22 protein-coding genes are annotated in these 24263 nt (G+C 47.4%); 5 read left to right on the top strand and 17 right to left on the bottom strand.

What is annotated here, in order from left to right:
* Positions 1-68: 68 nt before the first annotated feature.
* From H3H32_RS29960 to H3H32_RS29890, 15 genes are all read right to left on the bottom strand, one after another.
* Positions 69-443, bottom strand: coding sequence for a RidA family protein (locus H3H32_RS29960; RefSeq protein ID WP_182459388.1), 375 nt, complete (start codon positions 441-443; stop codon positions 69-71).
* A gap of 101 nt (positions 444-544) precedes the next feature.
* The gene (locus H3H32_RS29955) at positions 545-1906 is read right to left on the bottom strand and encodes a flavin monoamine oxidase family protein (RefSeq protein ID WP_182459387.1); all 1362 of its coding nucleotides are present in this window, start codon (positions 1904-1906) and stop codon (positions 545-547) included.
* A gap of 106 nt (positions 1907-2012) precedes the next feature.
* On the bottom strand, positions 2013-2348 hold the full coding sequence (locus H3H32_RS29950; RefSeq protein ID WP_182459386.1) for a phage holin family protein: 336 nt from the start codon (positions 2346-2348) through the stop codon (positions 2013-2015).
* Between the two features lie 85 nt (positions 2349-2433).
* Positions 2434-3060 (bottom strand): bifunctional phosphoribosyl-AMP cyclohydrolase/phosphoribosyl-ATP diphosphatase HisIE, encoded by a 627-nt coding sequence (hisIE, locus tag H3H32_RS29945; RefSeq protein WP_182459385.1) that lies wholly within the window; start codon positions 3058-3060, stop codon positions 2434-2436.
* Between the two features lie 17 nt (positions 3061-3077).
* Positions 3078-3878, bottom strand: a complete 801-nt coding sequence (gene trpA, locus H3H32_RS29940; RefSeq protein ID WP_182459384.1) for a tryptophan synthase subunit alpha — start codon at positions 3876-3878, stop codon at positions 3078-3080.
* A gap of 98 nt (positions 3879-3976) precedes the next feature.
* A complete protein-coding gene (gene trpB / locus H3H32_RS29935) occupies positions 3977-5176 on the bottom strand; it encodes a tryptophan synthase subunit beta (protein ID WP_182459383.1) in 1200 nt (399 codons plus the stop codon).
* A 9-nt stretch (positions 5177-5185) separates the two neighbouring features.
* Positions 5186-5368 carry a hypothetical protein gene (locus H3H32_RS29930; RefSeq protein WP_182459382.1) on the bottom strand — a complete coding sequence of 61 codons (183 nt, stop codon included), beginning with the start codon at positions 5366-5368 and terminating at the stop codon, positions 5186-5188.
* Between the two features lies 1 nt (position 5369).
* Entirely contained in the window at positions 5370-5822 is a 453-nt protein-coding gene (locus H3H32_RS29925) for a DUF6934 family protein (RefSeq protein WP_182459381.1), read from the bottom strand.
* A 35-nt stretch (positions 5823-5857) separates the two neighbouring features.
* On the bottom strand, positions 5858-6502 hold the full coding sequence (locus H3H32_RS29920; RefSeq protein WP_182459380.1) for a phosphoribosylanthranilate isomerase: 645 nt from the start codon (positions 6500-6502) through the stop codon (positions 5858-5860).
* Positions 6499-7323, bottom strand: coding sequence for an indole-3-glycerol phosphate synthase TrpC (gene trpC, locus H3H32_RS29915; RefSeq protein ID WP_182459379.1), 825 nt, complete (start codon positions 7321-7323; stop codon positions 6499-6501). The genes H3H32_RS29920 and trpC overlap by 4 nt, the downstream gene beginning before the upstream one ends.
* Before the next feature lie 48 nt (positions 7324-7371).
* Positions 7372-8361: an anthranilate phosphoribosyltransferase gene (trpD, locus tag H3H32_RS29910; RefSeq protein ID WP_182459378.1), complete on the bottom strand. Its 990-nt coding sequence runs from the start codon at positions 8359-8361 to the stop codon at positions 7372-7374.
* Between the two features lie 68 nt (positions 8362-8429).
* The gene (locus tag H3H32_RS29905; RefSeq protein ID WP_182459377.1) at positions 8430-9002 is read right to left on the bottom strand and encodes an anthranilate synthase component II; all 573 of its coding nucleotides are present in this window, start codon (positions 9000-9002) and stop codon (positions 8430-8432) included.
* A 60-nt stretch (positions 9003-9062) separates the two neighbouring features.
* Positions 9063-10496 (bottom strand): anthranilate synthase component I family protein, encoded by a 1434-nt coding sequence (locus H3H32_RS29900; protein ID WP_182459376.1) that lies wholly within the window; start codon positions 10494-10496, stop codon positions 9063-9065.
* A 294-nt stretch (positions 10497-10790) separates the two neighbouring features.
* Positions 10791-11249: a DUF2141 domain-containing protein gene (locus H3H32_RS29895; RefSeq protein ID WP_182459375.1), complete on the bottom strand. Its 459-nt coding sequence runs from the start codon at positions 11247-11249 to the stop codon at positions 10791-10793.
* A gap of 219 nt (positions 11250-11468) precedes the next feature.
* Complete coding sequence (locus H3H32_RS29890) at positions 11469-13382, bottom strand: RecQ family ATP-dependent DNA helicase (RefSeq protein ID WP_182459374.1); 1914 nt, start codon at positions 13380-13382, stop codon at positions 11469-11471.
* Positions 13383-13545: 163 nt separating this feature from the next.
* Between H3H32_RS29890 and msrB the strand changes: the two genes are divergently transcribed.
* From msrB to H3H32_RS29875, 3 genes are all read left to right on the top strand, one after another.
* Positions 13546-13953: a peptide-methionine (R)-S-oxide reductase MsrB gene (gene msrB, locus H3H32_RS29885; RefSeq protein ID WP_182459373.1), complete on the top strand. Its 408-nt coding sequence runs from the start codon at positions 13546-13548 to the stop codon at positions 13951-13953.
* A gap of 492 nt (positions 13954-14445) precedes the next feature.
* Complete coding sequence (locus tag H3H32_RS29880; RefSeq protein ID WP_240543536.1) at positions 14446-17091, top strand: T9SS type A sorting domain-containing protein; 2646 nt, start codon at positions 14446-14448, stop codon at positions 17089-17091.
* 17 nt (positions 17092-17108) lie between these two features.
* Complete coding sequence (locus H3H32_RS29875) at positions 17109-18377, top strand: D-alanyl-D-alanine carboxypeptidase/D-alanyl-D-alanine-endopeptidase (protein ID WP_182459372.1); 1269 nt, start codon at positions 17109-17111, stop codon at positions 18375-18377.
* Between the two features lie 17 nt (positions 18378-18394).
* Here the strand turns inward: H3H32_RS29875 and H3H32_RS29870 are convergent, their stop codons facing one another.
* Together H3H32_RS29870 and H3H32_RS29865 are read right to left on the bottom strand one after the other, a co-directional pair.
* Positions 18395-20275, bottom strand: coding sequence for a heparinase II/III domain-containing protein (locus tag H3H32_RS29870; RefSeq protein WP_182459371.1), 1881 nt, complete (start codon positions 20273-20275; stop codon positions 18395-18397).
* A 407-nt stretch (positions 20276-20682) separates the two neighbouring features.
* The gene (locus tag H3H32_RS29865; protein ID WP_182459370.1) at positions 20683-21981 is read right to left on the bottom strand and encodes an APC family permease; all 1299 of its coding nucleotides are present in this window, start codon (positions 21979-21981) and stop codon (positions 20683-20685) included.
* Positions 21982-22097: 116 nt separating this feature from the next.
* On the opposite strand from H3H32_RS29865, the gene crcB reads away from it, so the two are divergent.
* Together crcB and H3H32_RS29855 are read left to right on the top strand one after the other, a co-directional pair.
* Positions 22098-22487, top strand: coding sequence for a fluoride efflux transporter CrcB (gene crcB, locus H3H32_RS29860; protein ID WP_182459369.1), 390 nt, complete (start codon positions 22098-22100; stop codon positions 22485-22487).
* Positions 22488-22587: 100 nt separating this feature from the next.
* Positions 22588-23997, top strand: a complete 1410-nt coding sequence (locus H3H32_RS29855; protein ID WP_182464524.1) for a M14 family zinc carboxypeptidase — start codon at positions 22588-22590, stop codon at positions 23995-23997.
* The last annotated feature ends 266 nt before the right edge of the window (positions 23998-24263 follow it).

The following is a 24263-nucleotide window of genomic DNA, read 5'->3' as shown; positions in this document are numbered from 1 at the left end:
CAAACCTACGAAGAATCAGCTGTTTGCGATTAGCTTAATTGAATTTTAATCTGGTGATAAATACTTAGTTAAACAATAGCAATCGCTTCTAGTTCAATGCCGAAACCATAATGCAGGGTGGAGCAGGGAACAACCGAACGGGCTGGGCGGTGTTCACCGAAAAATTGGGCGTACAATTGATTCACGGTACCCCACGCTTCGATGTCTGCTATATAAACGGTTACCTTAATAACATGCTCTCGTTTGCTGCCCGACGCTTGTAAAATGGCATCAAGGTTGGCCAGTATTTGTTCAGTCTGTTTGGCAACAGTGGTTCCCGTTAGTTTTTGTCCTGCTGGTGTAATAGGTAGAATCCCTGATAAATAAGCCAGGCCATTGTGAACAACAGCCTGTGAATAATGGCCACCGGGTACTGGTGCGTTTGGGGTTTGGATAAAGGTCATTTGATTGTGCTTTTAGGTTGTAATGCGCTGAAATATTAATGAAAATAAATGGTCAAAAGGATTACATCATACATCATACATCATACATCATACATCATACATCATACATCATACATCATAATTTCCTTAGCCGCCCGCTCTCCTGAACGAACAGCGCCATCGATATAGCCATTCCAGATGTCTGAGGTTTCAGTGCCTGCCCAGTGAATTCGTCCGATGGGTTGCCGCAACGACGGGCCAAGAGTTGTCCAGACACCCGGACCCATCAGCCCTGCATAGCATCCACGCGACCATTCTTCGTCCATAAAACTATGATCTAGATAACGGATGGGTTTAAGGGCTTCCTGCCCAAAAAACGTAGCAAAAGAGTGAAGCGCCGACAGTTTACGGTCTTCGTCGGAAAGCCCCGAAAATTCCTTTGCCTGATTTCCTAGTACAAAACCCATCATAACTCCCTGGCTGCCATCTTTAGGGGAATTGTCGAAGGTAACGGTTATGTGGCCATCGGGCGTAGCCGCTAGTCCGTTGAGTCCCTGATTGCGCCAGAAGGGTTTATCATAGATGGCATAGCATTTCCAGACCGAGCCCATCGGCATTCGTTGAATTAGTTGCGCCCGCTGTGCCGGAAGGAGCGGTTGGAAGTCGATTCTATTTTGAAGTATAGGCGGGACTGTTACAATCACCCGTTGGGCTTGATAGGTTTGCCTATCGGTAACAACACTCACCAGGTCGCCCGTTTGTACAATTGCTTTTACCGGACTGTTAAAAATAAGTTGATCAGAAAACGTAGCTGCCATGCGGTTGGCAATGGTTTGGGCTCCTCCCACAAAGCGTTCTTCCTGCGCTCCATTTTTTATGTTCATGAGGGTATCTAAATCCCGGCCCGATTTGGTGTAGAACAAGGCATGAAGCATCGAAATTTCGGCTGGATCTGCAGCCCAGATGGCTTCGGCAGCAATTTTGAAAAATTGCCGGGCTACATCGAAGCTCATTTGCTGGTTCATCCAGGTTGCCAGTGTCATCGAATCCCACTTACTTGCTTTGGGAGTTGCCCAGGGCTCAGCAAGATTGACGGTTTTGGACAGCTTATTCATTTTTTTGATTGCTGCATCAAGACTTAACAAAGCGCCAACGGGTAGGGGAGGAATTAAGCCTTTATACCGCTTCACCTGTCCCCGAAAAAACTGGGTACTTTTACCTTCGTCATAGGTCTTGAAGGTGTCGACGCCAAACTCGTTCGTCAGCGCGTAAAGCCGATCCTGCGTTGGACCAACCCAGGCACCACCGAGGTCAACGTAGGAGCCATCGTCAAATCGTTTCGTCCAGACACGACCGCCCACCCGCTCACGGGCTTCCAGAAGTAATACGTTTTTGCCGGCTTTTTTGAGCTCATGCATCGCTGTTAAACCAGCGTAGCCTGCGCCAATTACCAGAACATCATAGGGAGAGGTAGCTTCGGGCATAGGGTAAGGAGTTTATGACGAAACCTACGGAAAAATGACGACCCTTAAAAACAATGAATGCCGCAACCTGAGGTCGCGGCATTCATATGTTTAGATAGACTGTCGGTTAGACGATTGCGTCGATCAATGCTGTCACAATGGAGACTAAAAAGCTAAACAACAACGCAGCAATAAAGCCGGAGACGTGAAAACTCGGTATTAGATAAGCTGTCAGATAAACCATCATGACGTTCAGTACCAATAGAAACAGGCCGAGTGTCAGAATCGTGATTGGAATCGTGAGAACGGTAAGAATGGGCTTAATAAAGGCGTTTAGAAAACCTAGTACGATAGCAACCATCAAATAAGTACCGGCTCCTCCTGAAACAGAAACGCCTGGAATAAAATAAGCCGCTATCCAAACGGCTACTGCGCTGATAAGGATACGAATAATCAGTCCCATAGGAAAGTGAGTGTTTGGTGAATAACATTGTGTGGGCACCCCTGTGATACCCATCCTTGTGAACAGACAAACCGCAAAGCCGAATCTATTGTTTGACGTGGCGGGTCTGCAACACAGCCACAATATCGTTTAAATCAATATTTTTCTGCTCTAGCAACACTAAAAAATGAAATAGTAAATCGGCGGCTTCTCCTTTGAACAGGTCGTCGTTATCGTCTTTAGCTTCGATCACAAGCTCAACTGCTTCTTCGCCAACCTTTTGAGCAATCTTATTAACCCCTCGATTGAACAGAGTTGTCGTGTACGATTTCTCGGATGGATTAACTTTCCGGTCGTGAATGATGCCTTGTAGGTAATTAAGAAACTGGCCCCCGGCTGGAGTGCCTCCGGCGGGTTTATTGACTTCATCGAAACAGGTATCAGCACCCGTATGGCAGGTTGGTCCGGCAGGATTGGCTTTAATAAGCAACGTATCGCCGTCGCAGTCGATCAGGATCTCTTTGACGTGCAGAAAATTGTTCGACGTTTCACCTTTAGTCCAGAGCCGTTGTTTGCTACGACTGAAAAAGGTTACGACATTTTCGGCGGTGGTTTTGTCGTAAGCCTCACGATTCATATAACCTAGCATCAGGACTTTGCCGGTTTCGGCATCCTGAATGACGGCGGGAATCAGCCCATCGGGCGATTTATCGAAATTAATCTCGGAATTCATGTTACAAAGGTAAGCCGTTACGCCCGAATCGTCTGCACAAACGCCTGGATGCTCTCGGGCGATGTACCTTGCTCGGTCAAATGACGGATAAATGCGCTACCAACAATGGCTCCATTGGCATATTTACTGGCCGTATCGAAGGTTTCGTGATTGTTGATGCCAAAACCAATCAGCCGAGGATTGCGCAGGTTCATAGCCGCAATTCGCTCAAAATAAGCCTGCATGGTGTCGCTAACCCCTTTCACCGAACCCGTAATACTCGCTGACGAAACCATGTAAATAAAGCCATCAGACTCGGCATCAATGTGCCGGATACGTGCTTCCGACGTTTGGGGCGTAATGAGATTAACATTCAGAATGCCATATTCATTGAAGATTGAGGCATATTCGTCCAGAAACAAATCGAGCGGAAGGTCAGGTAAAATGACACCGTCGACGCCAACTTCCTGGCACTTCTTACAGAAATTTTCGATGCCAAACTGCAAGACGGGATTGATGTAGCCCATCAATAAAATAGGCACGTTTACCGGATCTGCTCCTTTGCGGCAATCGGCCAATTGAGCAAACAGCGTTTTCAACGACATGCCATTGTTCAGAGCCTTGTCATTGCTTTGCTGTATCGTTTCCCCATCGGCGACGGGATCGGAATAGGGCATCCCGATTTCAACGATATCGACACCGGCAGCCTGCAAACCGCGTAGGATAGTTACGGTATCATCAAGGTTGGGAAAGCCAGCAGTAAAATATACATTCAGCAACCGTTCACTTTTATGCGTGAACAGGTTGGTAATGCGGTTTTGAGTGAGTTCTTGTGTCATTGGTGGTCACTTTTTTGTCATTCCGACGATAGGAGGAATCTTAAGCGTCTCGTTTTAGGGAGTTTGAGATTCCTCCTATCGTCGGAATGACAAAAACACTACAAATATTTTGAATACGTACTTAAATCTTTATCTCCACGCCCTGACAAACAAACCACCACCACATCATCCGATTTGAGGTTCATTTTCTCAAGAGCTGCCAGTGCGTGGGCTGATTCCAGAGCCGGAATAATACCTTCGAGCTTGCTGAGTTGAAAGCCAGCCTGTAGCGCTTCATCGTCCGTGATGGCGTAGAAATCACCCCGGCCCGATTCGAACAAGTGAGCGTGTAGAGGTCCGATGCCCGGATAATCCAGTCCCGCCGAAATGGAGTAAGGCTCAATGACCTGACCATCTTCGGTTTGCATCAGAATAGTCCGGCTTCCGTGTAATACCCCTGGCTTGCCAAGGGCCGTCGTAGCAGCCGAGTGGCCTGATGTAACGCCTTGCCCAGCGGCTTCGGCAGCTACCAGGCGTACGGAAGGCTCATTGAGGTAATGATAAAAAGCACCCGCAGCATTGCTGCCACCACCCACACAAGCTACTACATAGTTAGGGTTTTCGTTACCCGTTTTGGCAAGGAGTTGCTTCTTAACTTCCTGCGAGATAACTGATTGAAACCGCGCTACCATGTCTGGATAGGGGTGGGGACCAACTACCGAACCGATGATGTAGTGTGTATCGACTGGATTATTAATCCAGTGACGCATAGCTTCGTTGGTGGCATCTTTAAGGGTTTGGCTGCCCGACGTTGCCGGAACGACCGTTGCACCAAGCATCCGCATGCGGTCTACATTAGGTTTCTGACGCTCCATGTCGATACTGCCCATGTAGACAATGCACTCCAGACCCATAAGTGCACAAACTGTTGCCGTTGCTACACCATGCTGACCTGCGCCTGTTTCGGCAACAATGCGTTTTTTGCCAAGCCGCTGCGCAACCAGAATCTGGCCAATCGTATTGTTGACTTTATGTGCTCCAGTATGGCAAAGATCTTCACGCTTGAGATAAACCGTTCCGCCAACTTTATCGGAGAGTCGTTTTGCCAGAAACAAGGGAGTTGGGCGACCGACATAGTCTTCAAGCAGTTGCCAGAACTCAGCCTGAAAAGCTGGATCAGCTATGATAGTCAGGTAATTCTGGCGTAATTCTTCGACGTTTGGATAGAGCATTTCGGGAATGAATGCTCCACCGAAGTGGCCGTAAAATCCTTTATTAGATACCTCAAATGAGGTTTTGGGTTCGAGGGTAGTTTGCATGGTAATTAACTATTCGATAGGCCCATTCTTTTTGAAAAGAGCCATATCAAGATTGGCAATAAACTCTTTTGCTGCTTCCATTTTGGCCAGAGAAGCTTCTTCTACAGAGGCATATTTTCCTTTGTTCGACATTCCTGGCTTATCTTTTGTTTTCAACCGGGCTACTGATTTCTTTCGTTCAGTTGTGCTCATACTAGTGCTTAAGTTGAAAAATGAAGGCGATATAAGGTCTGTTAGGAATAAATTCTTCGTAGGTGTCTTCCGTAAGTTGACCATAAACGGCAAACATCTTATTTACCTTTTCCAGTTCTCTCGAAATGAGGACTCGATATAAACGAGTACGCAGTCCTGCTTCATCACTACCTTTAAAATAAACTAGCTTGTTTGGGTATTTTTCAAAGAATAACAGAATAGCTTTAAAAACAGTGGCGATAACTCGATTCATGTCTTGGTTATTACTAACAGCCAAGTCATTTGCAGTGCCACCGTCTTCTATATCTAACAAGGCTAGATTGTAAAAGATAGCATTTGAAGGAAAAGGACTAAACTCAATAGCTTTATGAATTATTAACTGATCACTAATGCTATCGAATCTATAAGTTAAGGCATTATTACTAATTACTAACGGATAAGTGGGCTCATTCATGATTGCAAATATACCCACTTAGAAAATTTGTTGCTTTACACCGTCTCTTCCTCTTCAACGGGTCGTACGCGGTCGATCAATTCCTTTACTTTGGCAACGTCTTTCACGCCGGGAGCAATTTCAACCTGGCTGTTTACGTCAACGCCGTAGAGCTTCATGCCTTTCAGCATGTCCAGTTGGTCGAGGTTGTCCAAGCCAATGCCACCGCTGATGAAAAATGGCTTTTCGTTATCATACCGACTCAGGATGCTCCAGTCGAACGTGTGCCCGTTGCCACCCGGCTGATCGCCTTTGGCATCGAACAGGAAGAAGTCGCATTGCGCTTTGTAGTTATTCAGCATCGAAAAGTTGAACGACTCATCGACCCGAAATGCCTTGATGATGTTAATTCCCCGGTTGCGCAGGCTCCGGCAGTATTCTGGCGTTTCGTTGCCATGCAGTTGCACATACTGAAAATCGTACTTCTTAACCGATCGAAGAATAAAATCCGGACTGGCGTTTACGAACACGCCTACTTTCCGAATCGACTTGGGCAAGGCTTTTACAACAGCTTCATCTAAATCTTCACCCACAAAGCGTGGCGATTGATCGTAGAAAATAAATCCTACAAAATCGGGATGCAGGGCGGCAATCTCTTTCAGGTTGTCGGCGTCGCGTAGACCGCACACTTTGATTTTCATGAGTTGTACAAGTTTGAAGAAGTGAGCATGCGTGAAGTAAAATCAGTGACTAACGTTTGTAAAGCAGCGGCTGGGTCGGCTGTTTTCATAAACGCTTCGCCGATCAGGAAACCATCGAAACCCGCCCGGAACAGGGTAAGCATCGTTTCGGCATCGTGTAGGCCACTTTCAGTAATCTTGGCAAACGTATCGGGAATTCGTTCAACCAGCCGAAGTGAGGTATCGACCGAGGTTTTGAACGTTTTTAGATTCCGGTTATTGACTCCTACTAAATCAATGTTTGGATTCAGGCTTCGATCCAGTTCTTCTTCATCATGAACTTCGAGCAAGACCTGTAGACTCAAATCATGAGCCTGCATACTGAGTTCGGCGACCTCTTCTGGTGTCAGACAGGCGGCAATAAGCAGAACCAGATCGGCACCCCAGGCTTTTGCTTCGAGCAACTGATAGCGGTCAACGACGAAATCTTTGCGAAGAATCGGGGTGTTGGGGTTGGCTAATCGTGCCGCCTGTAAATCGGCAGGGGTTCCGCCAAAGAAAGGCTCATCGGTGAGAACCGACAGCACAGCCGCGCCCGCCCGCACATAACCCTGCGTAGTTTCGGCCACATCGGCTTTGTCGTTGATAATACCTTTGGAGGGCGATTTTCGCTTGAACTCAGCAATAATGCCTGTCGAGTGTAAATCCTGAACCGCATCGCGTGAAGACAGGCAGATACGTTTGAAGTCAGGCATCTGTTCCAATATCGCTACGGGGGTCGCTTCTTTTCGCTGGGCTACTTCGATTCGTTTTTGGGCAATTATTTCGTCAAGAATCGTCATTTTATCTATTTTCCTGTCCTTCGATTGGGTTATAAATCGGAAGAACAACTAGTAGTCAATTAATTTTTTAAAAGATGCCAGCGCCCGCTTACTCTCCAACGACTCTCGGGCCATCGCTACGGCTTCTTCGCGGGTAGTTGTCTTTCCTGCAGCCAGCAACGCCATGGCCGAATTGGCCAGAACGGCCTGCTTTTGGGCAGAGGTTGCTTCGTCATTCAGCACGTTCATGAAAATCTGTGCCGATTCATCCAGCGTCTGCCCACCTGCCAGCGATTCGGGCGTTAAGGTAGTTAGTCCCAATTGCTCGGGTTCCAACACCTGTTCTGTCTGATTACTAATGACTTTGAATGGTCCCGTCAATGAAATCTCGTCGTAACCATCCAGCGCATGCAGAATCATGAACCGCTTGTCGGTTTGCTGATAAAGGTACGCATATAATCGCGCCAATTCAAGGTTAAAGACGCCAACCAGCTGTTTAGCAGGCTTTGCCGGATTAATCATAGGACCCAGGACATTGAAAAATGTCTTTACGCCCAAATCTTTACGAATGGGTGCCACGTTCTTCATCGCCGGATGAAACAAAGGAGCGTGAAGGAAACAAATGCCAGCCGTCTCCATTTTTCGCTGTAACTCACCCACATCGTTCGTAAATCGATACCCCAGTTTTTCCATTACAGTAGAGGAGCCAACCAGGGACGACACGCCATGATTACCATGTTTGGCCACGCACTGACCCGCCCCCGCCACCACGAACGATGACAGCGTTGAGATATTAAACGTGTCTTTGCCGTCGCCCCCGGTGCCGCACAAATCCATAGGGTCATAGGCCGTCAGATCTACCGGTAAACAGAGTTCAAGCATCGCGTCGCGAAAGCCTTCCAGTTCTTCCAGACGCAGACTACGCATCATGTAAACCGTTAAAAACGAGGCAATTTGGGCTTGATTATATTCTCCCCGACCAATGCCCAGCAACACTTCACGTGCCTGGTCTTTGGTTAGGTGCTTGTATTCGAAAAGATGATTTAAAATAGCTTTCATTGTGCAAAGAGTGAAAGAGTGAAAGAGTGAAAGAGTGAAATGGACGCGCCAGCCACTCTTGCGCTCTTTCACTCTTTAATTTTCAACCAGTTCTCAATCATCTTGACGCCGTTTTCGGTCAGGACAGATTCCGGATGGAATTGAAGCCCTTTTACGTCGAAGCGTGTATGAGCCAGCCCCATAACGCGTCCGACTTCATCTACGGCCGTGATCCGCAAATCCTCGGGCATCGAATCGGGAACAACTGTCCAGGAGTGATAACGACCAACCATTAACTTTTCTGGAATATCGGTAAAGAGTCGTTCGGAGGGATCGGTTACAGTTGCTTTGTGGGCTACACCATGCAGCACATCGCCAAGATTTTCGAGCGTAGCACCGTATACTTCGCCAATCCCCTGATGCCCGAGGCAGATGCCCAGAATGCTCTTGGTTGGGCCATATTCTCGAACCAAATCCTGCATAATACCCGCTTCTGACGGGATTCCCGGACCCGGTGAGAGCATGATTTTGTCGTACTTGCCCACAGCCTCCAGGCTAATCTTGTTATTCCGAATGACATCGGGTTTCAGCCCTAAATCGCGGAGGATGTAGACGAGATTGTAGGTAAATGAATCGTAATTATCTAAGACTAAAAGTTTCATAAGTAACGCGGACATCCTGTCCGCCATTTATATCCGTGCGGACAAGATGTCCGCGTTACATTACAATTGTTTCGCTTGCTCGAGGGCTGTTCGTAAGGCAGCCAGTTTGTTGTGGACTTCCTGCAACTCGCTTTCAACAACTGATTTGGCCACGATACCGGCACCGGCCTGATAATAAAGTGTGTTGTCTTTGCTCATAAATGTCCGAATCATGATAGCATGGTTGAACTCACCATCGAAACCCATATAGCCAATGCTACCCGCGTAAAAACTACGGCTCAGGTTTTCATAACGATCAATCAATTGCATGGCGTTGTGCTTGGGGGCACCCGAGAGCGTTCCGGCCGGGAAGGTTTCGGCTACGATTTGTAAAGGATCGGCCTCTTCGGTCAGGTCGCCTACAACTTTAGATACCAGGTGAATCACGTGCGAATAATACTGGATCTCTTTGAAGGTCTCCACGTTCACCACATCACAATTCCGGCTGAGATCGTTGCGGGCTAAGTCGACCAGCATAACGTGCTCGGCTGACTCTTTGGGGTCATTGTATAATTGCTGGGCTAATTCGGCGTCGCGGAGGTCGTCACCTGTACGCCGGAAAGTGCCCGCAATCGGATAAATAGTGGCCTGACGGTTCTTGACAACAATCTGCGATTCGGGCGAAGAGCCGAAGATTTTGTAGTTGCCGTAATCGAAGTAGAACAGGTAAGGAGAAGGGTTGAGCGAACGGAGTGTCCGGTATACATTAAATTCATCGCCCGTGAATGGGGTCGAAAAACGACGGGATAATACGATCTGGAAAACATCGCCCCGCTGGCAATGGTCTTTACCCTTCTGAATAACCGCCCGAAACTCATCGTCGGTAAAGTTGGATTGCTCGGGTCCGGCGGGGCTGAACGAATAAGTCGGGTAATTTCGACTCGTAATCAGGTCACTGATGTAGTCTAGTGTGCTTTCCGATTCGGTATCGCCATCGCGAAGGTAGCTGTGTTCAAATAAATACAGCTCGTCCTTGAAATGGTTGATGGCCAGTACGTAACGATAAACGGTAAAGACGGCCGCTGGAATCTGGTTTTCGGTTGGTACCGGCGCGTGAAGGGTAATGTCCTCGAAACTCTGCACGGATGGGTAACCGAAGTAACCAAACAAACCATTGGTAATGAACGGAAACGGGGCCTTTTCGTGCTTGAAGCAATCTTTATATTCTTGTAAAGCTGCCCGCATTTCCTGAATGGGCAATTCGTTGGTTTGCTCGTCTTCCCCCGGCATTTTGACGGTTAACTTACCACCCTCATACGAAAATCGGGAAATCGGATCGAACGCGATGTAAGAAAAGCTGTTGTCGTTTCCGTGGTAATCAGAGCTTTCGAGCAGAATGCTATTCAGGAAGCGGTCGCGGATACGCAAGTAGATGCTTACCGGCGTGATAATATCAGCCAGCATCCGTTTATGGCGGCTAACAACGCGGTAGGTGGGTTTTAAATCGATAGTCATAAGTCAATAGTCGTTAGTGCATAAAAAAAATAAGGCTCACCGGGATGACGGTGAGCCTTAGGAAATTTGTTGATAAACAACAATAGCGGCAACCTTCATCCCTGTTGAGAAGAATGCCACCACCAAATGTTGTTGTTAACTGTATTATTCATGAGTTTCTAACTCGCTTTATCTTTGTATCAGGAAGGGAAGGCGGATGTCTTCGCAACCTTTAGCCCCTCTGCGCCACAAATATAAAGCGTTTGTTTTATACCGATCAAGGCCTGATCCATTTTTTTAACGCAAAGGTTTTATTTACATCTCCATCACGCGTACCCGAATGCTTTTATTCTCGTTCAATTCAATGGCCGATTGATCGAAATCAGGTGGCCCCATGAGCATCGAGACATTCGAGAAGCCGAAGGGTTCGGACGGCATCTGTCCTGAAAAATCCATTTTCTGATTTCCGTTCAAATCCTGAAATAGACGAATCGCATACTTCCCGGTTGGCAAACCTTCGAAAACGGTAGTAAGCTCGCCCGAAGGGGTCACATCAATTACTTTTCGCTGAAATGATTCGCCGGTGAACGTTGCCTGATTATTAGCCAGGCCAATATACAGTTTGCCCGATCGTGTGTTCACGTTGTGTACGACAACGGTCAATGAGTAGGTTGCGCCGTTTGAAGCTGGAGTTGCAGTTTGAGCGAAACAAGGTTTAGCAAGATTTGAAATAAGTAGTCCGATCGTGATGATTGTGGCGATAATCGTTTTCATGAGTTATGCAGGTTTATGTTCGTTTGGTTCGACAGCACAAACATAAAAGCCTTCAACCGACCCTCCAACTCAAAGGGACAAACTGCACGGTTGTGGGATAAATGACAACTTTGAGAGACTAGAGTCACGGGAATGGATAATGTAAAATGAATAATGTATGATGAGTTGATCGTTAGTCTATACCCATTTTACATTATTCATTATTCATTATCCATTTACTTACCCAAGATTTAGCGTCAAATTTCCGTTTTTGTTGTACCGGATTTCCTCTTCGGCCAGCATCAGTTTCACGATTTGAGCCAGCGAATCGGCATCGGTTTGGGCGAAATGGTGAGCCAATTGTTTCGGGGATACGCCTGGCCCATTTGCTAGTGCGACGTAATCACGGACTTGCTCACGTACGGCTGCTGTGGCCGTTTCGGCTGATTTTTTCTTTTTGAGACAATTGTCACAGATGCCACAAGCGTCGCCCGGTTTTTCACCGAAATAAGCCTGAAGCAATCGGGTGCGGCACTGCGTTTGGTGCTCGGTATACAGAATGGCTGCCTGCACTTTTCGCATGGCTAATTCCTTCCGCCGATTCAGTTCCTGGATGTTAACGGGCAACGAAGGTGCATCGAAACGAGGAGTCAAAAATGTTAGCTGAGGTTTGTCTTTTTGTTTTTCATAAATAACCACATTGCGTTCATGAAGCTGCGTTAGCAACTGCTCAATTTCGCTTTGATTAATCATGAAACTTCTTGCCAGCGTCGATTCGGAGATTGTAATGAAATCGGTAAATAGCTCACCCCCGTAGACGCGCAGAAGTAGTTTAAGAAATGAATCGAAGCGCGAGTGCAGAACCTGAAATTCATACAATTGCCGATTGTCCAGAACGATTGTTAGCCGTGATGGATGAAAATAATTTTCATTCAGCTGAATAAAGCCTTCCAGTTGCAATTGCTTAAGCGCATAGTGAGTCTCCTGCGGGGGCAGACTAAATGTAGCCGAAAATGCGCCCAGATCGAAGTCGTAGCTAGCAAATTCACCCCCGCCGACGGGTACTGCCGTGTAGTTTGCCAATGCCTGATAAACTCGACGCAACATCTCAAGGGGCTGATAAAGCTGCTCAGTTCGGAAGCGCAGACTTTCCAGATCGTCTGGTGTGTAGAGCATCAGCGCATAAGCTTTTTGCCCATCGCGCCCAGCCCGACCTGCTTCCTGATAGTAGGCTTCGAGCGAATCGGGAACATCTAAATGAATTACAATGCGTACATCGGGCTTGTCGATACCCATGCCGAACGCATTGGTTGCCACCATGACCCGAGTCTGATTCTGAATCCAGGCATCCTGTTTTTCAGCCCGCTGCTGAGTTGTTAGTCCTGCATGGTAAAAATCGGCCGAAATATCCTGCCTGTTTAGCCACTGCGCTACTTTCTGCGTTTGCCTGCGGCTACGCACATACACAATGCCGCAGCCCGGTACGTTTTGTAAGGCGCGGAGTAATCTTGCGTCTTTGTTTTCTTCAAGTACTGCCGAGTAAGAAAGATTAGGCCGGGCAAAGGTTTGTCGAAAGATAGCGGGGTCTTTTAGGGCCAGCTTTTCAACGATATCTTTCTGAACGTCAGGCGTGGCCGAAGCGGTGAGCGCAATAATCGGCGTGTCTGGAATGAGCTCTCTAAATTCGGCGATTTGCAGATAAGGTGGCCGAAAGTCGTATCCCCAAGCCGAAATACAGTGCGCTTCATCAACGGCTAAAAGACAAACCGTCATCTGTTTGACCCGCTCGATAACGATTTCGGTTCGAAGCCGTTCGGGAGAGACATATAGGAATTTGGTATTACCGTAAATGCAATTGTCGAGCGTTGTATCGATTTCCCGGTAGTGCATGCCCGAATAAATGGCTGCTGCCGGAATGCCCCGTTTACGAAGCTGCTCAACCTGATCTTTCATCAGGGCAATGAGGGGTGTGACCACAATACAAACGCCTTTCATGGCCAGCGTTGGTACCTGAAAGCAGATGGATTTACCACCACCCGTAGGCATCAACACCAGCGAGTCCTGTCGATCCAGCACTGTATTCACAACATCTTCCTGCATCGGTCGGAAGTTGGTGTATCCCCAAAACTGTTGTAATATCTGCCGGGTGGTCAATGTGTTTATCGTTTATTGTATCTGGTTTATGGTATGGTTCGCGTCAGCAAAACGCAAACACTATAAACCAGATACCTTTCTACAAATTTACGCCTGAAACACAAATCAGCGAGATTGCGTTTTACGTTTGTGCGCAAATCTGCAATCAGTAGCAACAACAATTATGCTTCAGAAAGTTATCAAATCCGATGCGGAATGGCAGGAAATCCTGACGCCGGAACAATATCGAGTGGCACGGGGAAAAGGTACCGAACGACCTTTCTCGGGTGAATACTGCGAAGCCCACGACCCCGGCCTCTATGCCTGCGTTTGCTGTGGTACCGAGTTATTCGAATCAACAACCAAGTTTGAGTCGGGTACGGGTTGGCCGAGTTTTACAGAGCCCATCGAGGCTGATCGAATTCGGCTGGAAAAAGATTATAGTTACGGGATGCATCGGGTTGAAGTGTTATGCAATGTATGCGACGCTCACCTCGGGCATGTGTTCAATGATGGCCCTCCGCCTACCGGCATGCGCTATTGCCTGAATTCGGTTTCGCTTGTGCTGAAGAAAACGGCTGATTCTGAGTAATTGATTTGAACTTATTAATCAACAAATTGGGCCTGCCGATTTCCTCGGCTTGTGTCCTCACTTAGAGTATAAACACATCTCTGACATAGCTAATCAGCCCTGTAAGGGCGTCCTGTCAATAGTTATTGTCGCTTACAAAGATTTCTAAGCGCCGTAGGTGCGACCTAATTTGGGCTATATAGGTTGCACCTACGGCGCTTGGGGTTATGGACAATCCTTTGTTTTCTATTGACAGGGCACTCCTAATGGAGTTTCGAGCAGGCTCAAAAGATGTGTGTCTCCTCGGTCTGTGTCCTCACAGACCGAGGAGACGATTCTGAATAATCACAGCAACGTAGTTTACAACTGCCTAGCTTGTTCACCGAAACAGGCTGGGTAGTTGTATATTCCGCCTGCTGATGAATAACTGTTGTACGATCATTTTTAGGACGCCCATTTGCTAATGGTCGTTTTGAAGTGAAACTTGCAGCAGATGAATCACTATAAATACCTATGAACTACGGGAAGTTGCTGGTAGTACTATTCGCGGTTAGGATGCTGTTAAATCCCGTGTTTGCTCAGAAAGTTGGCTCATCCACACCAAGCGCAGCAGCAACATACCCGCTTAGTTTATCCATCGCCGGAACTAAAATTAAGTACTATAAAGACGACCGTGACGCTTTCTCAAGAGTACCCGCTCCCGAGGCTTTTCTGAAAAGACAAAGTTCATCTGGGCGCTTGGCCCCTCAAACGGCCCAGTTTATTGTTACGTACACCAACTTTACACAAGAGGCCCAAAAAGCCTTTCAATATGCGGTCGACATCTGGTCTACGCTAATTGTCTCTTCGGTACCAATCCGAATTCAGGCTAATTGGGTATCGGATGAACCCAATTTATTAGGTTCGGCTGGACCGACGTCTTACCGCTATAATTTCGACGGAGGGCAGAAAGCAACCGCCTTTTACCCGATTGCGCTGGCTGAAAAAATTGCTCATAAAGACTTAAATGGCCTTAATGAAGCTGATATTGTTGCAGATTTCAACCGGAATAATCAGTGGTATTTTGGCACAGATGGGCTAACACCCGCGGGGCAAACCGATATGGTGACGGTCGTACTACACGAACTGGCGCACGGATTGGGGTTCATCGGCTTTTTCAACGTTACGGATTTTCCCGGCGACATGAACAATGGGCAATATCTGGCGGCTCTACCCTCGATTTATGATTGCTTTATTGAAACAGGGGGAGCTGGTGGGCCGAAAAGACGGTTGGTAACCTCGCAGGATGTTTTTCCGAATAACTCCATTCCGTTGAATCGCCAGCTAACAGGGAATGATCTGTTTCTGAATGGTGCGGTTTTGCAACAAACCACAGGACAGAAACTCAGGGTGCATGCTAAATCTACGTTTTCGCGGGCTTCCAGTATCTACCACTTAGATGAGGATACATACCCTCCTGGCAATGTTAACTCGCTCATGACACCGAAGTTGGGCCTTGCCGAGTCGATTCATTCGCCGGGGATCAATGTACTGAAATTCTTCTCCGATCTGGAATGGAAAACAACGTCGGTACTGCATGATCCAATCGCGAATACAGAAGATGCTAAAGACCTGGTATTTAGCACACGTATCATTAGCGACACAACATTGATAGCAGGTTCAATGCGCTTATTTTATCGTAAAACTGCGCCAACCGCCACTGATTCGGTGGCTACAGCTGTTAGCTTAATTCGTATTGGCACCACCGATACCTATCAGTACACATTGCCAGCTGCTCAGGCACAGGGTGATATCTGGTATTATTTTCAGGTGCAGGATGCGTCGGGCCGGACGTTTTCAAATCCGGGAAAGCAACTCGCGGGAGGGCAGATTTGGAATCATGTTAAGATCGGCCCCGACAATGTGCCGCCAACTATTCAGTACGCGCCCGCAAAAACGAGTATTTTCTCGACAGCCGTTGCCGATAGTTTACCAATTTATGCCCGGATAGCTGATGATCGGGCGGGTATTTCTAGTGCTTATATTGATTACCAGATCAATGGCGTATCGCAGCCAGCATTACCACTAAGCTATAATCGATTGACGATCGGCAATTATACGTACGACAGTGTTTACGTCAATCGAATTAATTTTCCAGCGAACTCACTGAAAGTTGGCGACAAGATCACCTATCGAATTGTTGCGCAGGATGGTTCTCGGGCTAAAAATCAGACTACTAATCCGTCGACCGGTTTCTATCAGCTTACGGTTGTAGCTACAAAAGCGGTACGCGATCAATATGTGAATACCTTCAATGATGCAGCAACGGCCAGCGATTTTGCGGGCTATGGATTTACGGTCACCACGCCAGCCAGTTTTGGTGATGGGGCTATTCATTCAATGCATCCGTATCCGAATGGCACTGATTTTCAATCGCAAAGTAACTACGACTACACGTTGCTAACGCCGATTCGGATAAAAGCGAATCCTGATAGCGCTGTTATTCGATTCGATGAAATTGTACTGGTTGAGCCGGGTGCGACGGGTAGTGGGCTGGGTGATAATAATTTTTATGACTACGTTGTGGTCGAAGGCTCCAGCAATAATGGCCAAACCTGGAAACCGCTGCTAGATGCCTATAGCGCAAATGCCCGAACGGAATGGTTAACAGCCTATAACAGCGACTTAGTAACGGGTTTGCGTAGTGAGAAAAACTCCAAAGCGGGCGGCTTTCCGGCTATGTATCGACGACGGGAAATACCGTTATTGAATCAAACGACGGGTTTCAAGGCCGGTGATCAACTCATGATCCGATTTCGTTTGTTTGCCGATCCACTCTCGTACGGATGGGGATGGGCTATAGACAACCTGTTTATTCAAACGCTCGTTCCGTTAGTATTAGCTGAAGAACCTATTCGTGAAGGCTCATTTAAGCTATATCCGAACCCGGTAAGCAATGGGGCGATGCAACTGGAAGCTGAACTACTAAAACCAATTTCCGAACTCGGACTGACGATTAGCAGCCTAACTGGACAGACCATTCGGCAATTGACCCTGAAAGTAAACGGGAAACAGATTAGTGAGCAACTTGATGTTGGGCAATTGCCCGCAGGCTTGTATTTGATGCAATTGAAAGTAGGCGACTCGATACAGACGAAGAAGGTTATTATTGCAAAGTAATTCACATAAGTCTGTGTATGAAAGCATTGTTTCCGCTCGCCTTTGCCTGTATTGTTTTAGGTTGTTCTCCTGCCCGTCGCATCAGTCGTGATTTACGAACGAACCCAATCTATACAGATCATTTTACGGGCGTCGCGCTCTACGACCCCATTCAGAAAAAGGCGTTGATTCAATACAATGCCGATAAACCATTCATCCCCGCATCGAACACGAAACTGTTTAGTTTTTACGCGGGATTGTTCTCCTTGCCCGATTCGTTGCCTACACTACGCTATGTTACCAGTGGTGATTCGCTGATTTTCTGGGGCACCGGAAACCCCTTATTACTCCATCCTGATTTACCCGATACGAGCGCGTTAGCTTTTCTACGAAAACGCCCCGAAAAGTTGTTCTTTTCGCCCTCGAATTATAACGGTCCGCGCTTCGGGCCAGGCTGGGCATGGGATGACTATAGCGACGATTATTCCCCTGAGTTAGCTTCACTACCCATTTATGGAAATGTAGTTCGATTTCGGAATGGACAAACTAATCCTCGCCGATTTGCTGATAGTGTACAGATTAATTCAAATGATAAATCTGGAGTTAACAGTGTTAAGCGATCGGAATATACAAATCAATTTGTTAAGACAAATGGTAATAAGTCTAATCAGCAGGACGTACCATTTCGGTGGTCGACAGAGTTAGTGACCCAGCTCTTATCCGATACATTGCACCGCCCTGTCGGTGTTATAAATCGTCCCCTAACACCGATAGCCAGGCTATTACGGGGTTCTGTGACAGATTCGCTTTACAAACGGATGCTATTTGTAAGTGATAATCAGTTTGCCGAACAGGTACTGTTTATGGTATCAGCTGAGCGCGGGTCCACTACTCTTACGCCGGCGACTGAACTACGCAGAATGACTGATAGTGTGTTGCACTTACCAACTACTTCGGCCAGATGGGTCGATGGATCGGGCCTGTCACGCTACAACGTTTTTACGCCCAACGTGCTGATTGACTTACTCGGTCGTATTGATGCGAAAGTACCTCGACAACGATTATTTGCGTTGCTGCCAGCTGCTGGACAATCGGGTACGTTACGAAGTATAGCGATGGATGGTAAGCCTTATATTTTTGCCAAATCGGGCTCTATGACGGGCGTCTATAATTTAAGTGGTTATGTGCTGACGCATTCGGGCAAGACGCTCTACTTCAGTATTATGCATAACAACTTCACCCAGACAGTAAGCGAAATGCGCCGACGAACGGGGGAGCTGTTGAAAGAAATTCATGAGCGGTTTTAGAAGAGCGTAGTTCCTTACTACTTGCTCGGCCATTGCGCTAATGGCGGTACTTTTTTAGCGGCTTGGTTAACCGATTTTTCAGGGACTAATCGTACCGTAAGCGCCGTTTTCGTATTGGCGGGCAGCGTTATTTCAAACCCAACCAAAGTGGTTCCCGGATTGGGCGCATCGTACTCATGAGGTGGATTGGTTGTCCAGGTTTTTAATTCGACACGAGCGGGCTCGTCAACTTGTAAAATTAGTTTCTTGCCATCTTTAGTCAATTCCGCTTTGTTACCCGTAAGAGTTACTGTAGCCGGAGTAAGCATTGTCCATCGAACAGTGGTTTCGGTGGATGGCGTTTCGAGTTCATCCCGGATGATTACATACGATTTATCCAGGATAGCGACACCCCGGTTTACGTTTGCCAATGACTCTTTGTAGACATCCGTTAAATCAGTGGTCGCATTCATGAACATCGGCGTATTGGAATAATGCGTGATGGCGGCTTTTCCCGCAACCCGTTGCAATCCGTTGTTTATTGTGAGCGTATTATGCACGAAATTGTTGTACCGGAAAATCTGCCAACGTTGCGAATCCTGCTTGCTATTCCACAAATCCACGCCTTTCGATTCTAACGACTCATACTCCTGCATCCCGAAATCCATTGCCCAACGCACACCATCGGCTTCCATTACAAACGAGCCAATATCCATGTGCGCGTGGTTTACCGACGGACTACCCGCTTTTAACCCGACATAAATTGCCGCCGGATCGGACCAGGAAGTGCGCATAAGCGCTACCGGGTTACGACCTTCTCCAACCCACATGCTAGATTTCGGTTCGGCAATCGCATTCATGCTTACGCCGTTGCTCCAAAGCATAATGGCCGGCAGCAGTCGATTCTTAACATGCTTCTTCGGGTCATTCGTTTGTAACCGACTTCGTTCAACCCACAGTAAAGAAGGGTCTTTCGATTTTTGAGCAAACCAGAACATGGCGGGTTGTAATTCACCAGATAAACCCGAATCGGAATAGTTAAAGGCATTCCCGGAGGGGCCAGTCATGTTTTCCAGATAGCCCGCCGTTTTCAGAAATCCCGGTTCATTGGTCAGGCCGAAATCGGTTCCGAAGGCTTTGTCAACAGCGCTGATGAGCATCACATTAAAACTGGTGCCGTAGCCCCAATAACTATATCCTTCTGGATAAGCTCCGTTTGGGCTGTAATCGCCCATAGGCAACACAACCGATTCGATTGCTCGATTAATGATGCTTTTGGCTAGTTCGGGTTGATCTTCATAAATGGCCAGCGCGCCATAAGCCATCCCGGCATTACAGACTTGATTCCAGTTGTGCGTCGCTTTTAGCCAGCTATTGTATTTCGAATCTAAAGAGGGTTCAATCCCTTTTTTCAAAATAGCATCTTTGATAATCGACCTCGACTGTTCGGATAAGTCGTTGTAAAGCCAATCGTAACCAATCGAAACGGCCATTGTCATTTCGGCCACATCCAGAAAGTGGGTCGGATTCCAGTCGTCAAAAGCAGATAAAGCTAGTAGTTCCTGTTCCGCTCGTTTCAGGTACTTTTCCTGATGGGTGAATCGCCAGGCGTAGGCTAGATAAAATACCCGCCGTAAGCCTTCTCTGGATTTGTCGAGCAAGCGTCGCCCAATCTTTATCCGTTCTAGGGAAGGTTTGTCGAGCAAGGCATCGCATTCGTTCAGAATCGCCTGGTTCAAATTACCCCAGGTTTTATCAGCACTAATGGTCTGTTTAATGGCTTCTTCTTCGCCTTTCAACAACAATAATCGCGGGTGGGCGGGAAGTTTATTGGCTTTAGCCAGATGATCGACCTGCCCTATAGCAACGAAATGAAGCAGGAACAGAAGGGATGTAAGCCGAAAAAATAAAGAGGTCATAACGAGTTATGCGTTTGAGTAGCTTATCTAGATAAGCCAAATGCATAAGCCGAAAATAAGACAGCTTTACCTGTCTACATCGAACGATCATTTATTCCGATAAATCCCTATCGATACAAGTTGATCGGGGAATAAGAGCTGCAAATTTGATTCCTCCTGGTCTTTTAGACTCATCTTTGGTCTTCAAATATTCCTGGATCTCTTTTTTATCCTCGAGCATCTGTTTGGCTATGCTTTTGGTTAGTGTTAATACAGTTGTCATGGTTTAACGTTTATTCTATTGCGTGGTGTCGGTTTCTTAAAACCGACACTTTGAGGATGGTTCGCCGATACAATAATTCTATCTATTCTAACGAGGTTTTAAGAAACCTCACAGTGCCAGATGTAAGCATCTGGCATCACAAAAATCACTTGATAATTCGATAGATCGGGTAGCTCACACCAATGAAGGCAACGGCGTACAGACTGCTTGAGAAATCGCCAATAACCACGCCCAGCAGAAAGGCAAGCGAAGCAATAAGCAATGTCCAGGTCGTAAACGGATAGCCCCATGCCCGAACGGGTCGGGCGAGATCCGGCTCGGTTTGGCGCAACTGAATCAAGGCCGCGAAAGCAGAAGCATAGCAGAGCACAAAGAAAAACGTAGCGATATCGGAGAGCTTGCTATAGGTATTCGTCAGAATCATCAGTGTCGATGCCCCTGCTGTTAGCACGGTCGCGTAGGTAGGCGTTCCCCCTTCGTTCACGTGCGTAACGAATCGAAAAAACAGCCCATCCCGGCCCATCGCGAAAATGACCCGCGGATTGAACATGATTTGGGCATTGATGATCCCCATAATCGAGATCATCAGCAGGAACGTTACGACCTGGGCACTTCCTGGGCCGAATAACACTTGAATGGCATCGGCAGCCGGAAGTTTTGAGCTGGCTAGCGTCTCAACCGGCAGTACGTAGAGCAACGCCAAATTGACAAGGATGTAAATACCAATGATGAGCAAGACGCCACTCATCATCGAGCGAGGTAGATTTCGGCTGGGGTCAACGTCTTCTTCAGTAAAGTAAGCCGCTGTATGCCAGCCATCGTAGGTATAAAAAACGGATTGAAGAGCCGCCAGAATGCCTATCCAGACACCACCTTCGGCTAATGGACGGATACTCGTAGCGGAAAGAGCTGGCTGATCTGGGGTTACCACAAAGCAAACGACAACAAAGAGCAATAAGCCAACGCCTTTCAGGAGGCTCATCACTTCTTGCGCCCGGCTGGCCAATTGTACCCCAATGGAGTGGAACGCCACAAATGCTACCAGAATCCCAATGGCAACAATCTTTTGATAATCAGCAGTTGATGGAAATAGTAAGGCCGTATATTCGCTCATGACCGCTGCGCCAAACGCCATAGCCGATACACTCCCCAGCCAGCTGCTGATGCCAATAATGAAGCCAGCATAGTTGCCAAATGCCCTGCGGGCATATACGTACCAGCCTCCCGCTTTGGGCAACATTGTTCCCAACTCCATTACCGACAACGAACCCGCCAGGGCATATACGCCAACAATCAACCAAACAGCGATGATAAGGGTAGGGTTGCCAATATCCTGCGCAATTGGTCCAGGTTTACGGAGAATGCCCGTGCCAATGGTACCGCCAATGGTAACAGCCACGCCAAAGCCGACGCCTAACAATTTTTTGAGTTGATTCTGGGCCATAGTCCGGCGGGTAGGAGGGAAGTGGTATTGTACAATAATAGCGAATAAAATCTGTGAAAATCTGCTATATCCACGTCATCTGCGTGCCAACTCCGTTTTTTCGTAAGTTTGTTGATATGAGAATCCTGCTGATGCACCCTTACGTGCTGGTTTTTCTGGGTGGAGGAGTCGGGAGTTTGGTACGATATATAGCGGGGCATCTAATTCCGGCTACACTCTCGAATGCACCATTTCCAACTGCTATTCTATTGGTTAATGTGTTGGCTAGTTTTGTGCTGGGGGCCATAGTCAGTTGGGTAGTTGACCGATCGGCAGGGGAGGAAGCCCGTTTACTAATCGGGATAGGGTTTTGCGGTGGACTTAGCACCTTTTCGAGCTTCAGCTATGATACGGTTGTGCTGTTGCAAGGTGGTCGTATTGGGGCTGCTCTGTTGAATGTTACCCTAAATGTGGTGCTCTGTTTACTGGCTTCAGTGGGCGGCCTTTGGATTGGACAAAAACTATAAATGGATGAGAACGCGCATGGATACGAAGTTATCTGGTTTGATGGTTTTCTGTACAGCAAACTGGCGCGTCAACTCGGTCATGATTCTATTTTTATTACGCATGAGTGTACTAGATTCACAAGCTCAGGAATTAGCGCGTCGATTACATGACGCCCACGAGACGTACAAAGAGAAAACGTTTACCCATCGTCGGTTTAAGCATAAGGATATTTTGCCCTTGCTGAATGCGTTGGGCGGGCCATTGTCTGTCAGCCAGGTGGGCGAGTCGTTGGAGAAGCGATCGATTCATCAGGTGAAAGCGGGCATAGGACAAACGAAGGTGTTGCTCTGGAGCCAGATGCACGGCGATGAAGCCACGGCTACGATGGCGATGTTCGACATATTTGCCTTTCTACAAGCAAAAAACGACGGTTTTGACGAACTACGGCAGACGATCCTGACCAATACAACGCTGTACTTTGTGCCAATGCTCAATCCCGACGGAGCGGAGCGTTTTCAGCGCAGAACGGCTACGGATATCGATATGAACCGGGACGCGCTGCGCCTGCAAACGCCCGAAGGAACACTGCTCAAAAACCTCCAGCAAACGCTTAAACCGCTCGTCGGCTTTAATCTACACGATCAGAATCCGCGCTATGGTGTTGGCAAAACCGGAAAACAGGCCGTCGTTTCGTTTCTGGCAACAGCTTACGACGAAGACCGGAACGTCAACGATGTTCGGCAGCGGTCGATGCAGCTTATTGTGGGAATGAACCGAGCCTTGCAACAATTCATACCGGGCCAGGTCGGTCGATACGATGATGAGTTTGAACCCCGTGCGTTTGGCGATAACATTCAAAAATGGGGTACCACGCTGATACTGATTGAGTCGGGCGGATTTAAAGGTGATCCCGAGAAAATGACGATCAGACGGCTAAACTTCGTGGCGATTCTGACCGCGTTGAAATCGATTGCTGATGGATCGTACAAACAGGAAAACAGTGCCGACTACCAGGCGATCCCCGAAAATGGTCGGGCGCTGTTTGATGTGTTGATTCGGAACGCCACCGTTATTCGCGAAGGTCGCCCCGTTCTTGTTGATGTGGGCATCAACCAGTATGAAACCAACACGAAAGCGGCTGATGAGTTTTACTATAAGAGCAGCGTTGACGACATCGGCGACCTCTCTACATTTTACGGACTCGATGAAATCGACGCAACAGGCTTGACACTGGTTCCGGCTTATACTTATCCAGATACGCTGGATTCAGTGGCTGATCTGGCTAAACTTGATCTGCCAGCTCTTGGGCGGGATGGTGTCGTGGCCTTTAAAGTACGGAAGGCACAAAAGGACAATTTCCCCGCGCAAGCTGTGCATTTATTGTTTGAAGGTAGTCTGCCTGCTCAACCCCTTGAATTAGAGCAGATACCAACCTTCCTTCTTAAGAAAGGGAATAAAATTCAGTACCGGTTCATAAATGGTTTCTGGAAAGAAAATTCCGAAAATCGTCAGAATGGTGTCATTGACTAGGTATAATGCAAGCGTAATACTAGCGTAACATTTGTGTAATACTAGGCGACTACCTTTGGTGTACTAAGTTTGCACAGATAAGCATCTGTCTCATTCTTCATATTGGTGTCGCACGAAAGGCCAGGGCGTTGTTCTGGTTTTTTCTTTTGTGGGTTCTCAAAGCAGCGGTTTCTCAAAACCGACATCACGCATAGATAATCACGCAAATTTAGATTACGTATGACCCCGATGGGGTCACACATAATCTCATCCTAATTCTTTGTTTG

The sequence above is a fragment of the Spirosoma foliorum genome, assembly GCF_014117325.1.
Classification (GTDB): domain Bacteria; phylum Bacteroidota; class Bacteroidia; order Cytophagales; family Spirosomataceae; genus Spirosoma; species Spirosoma foliorum.
This window is presented reverse-complemented; position numbering and strand designations above follow the sequence as displayed.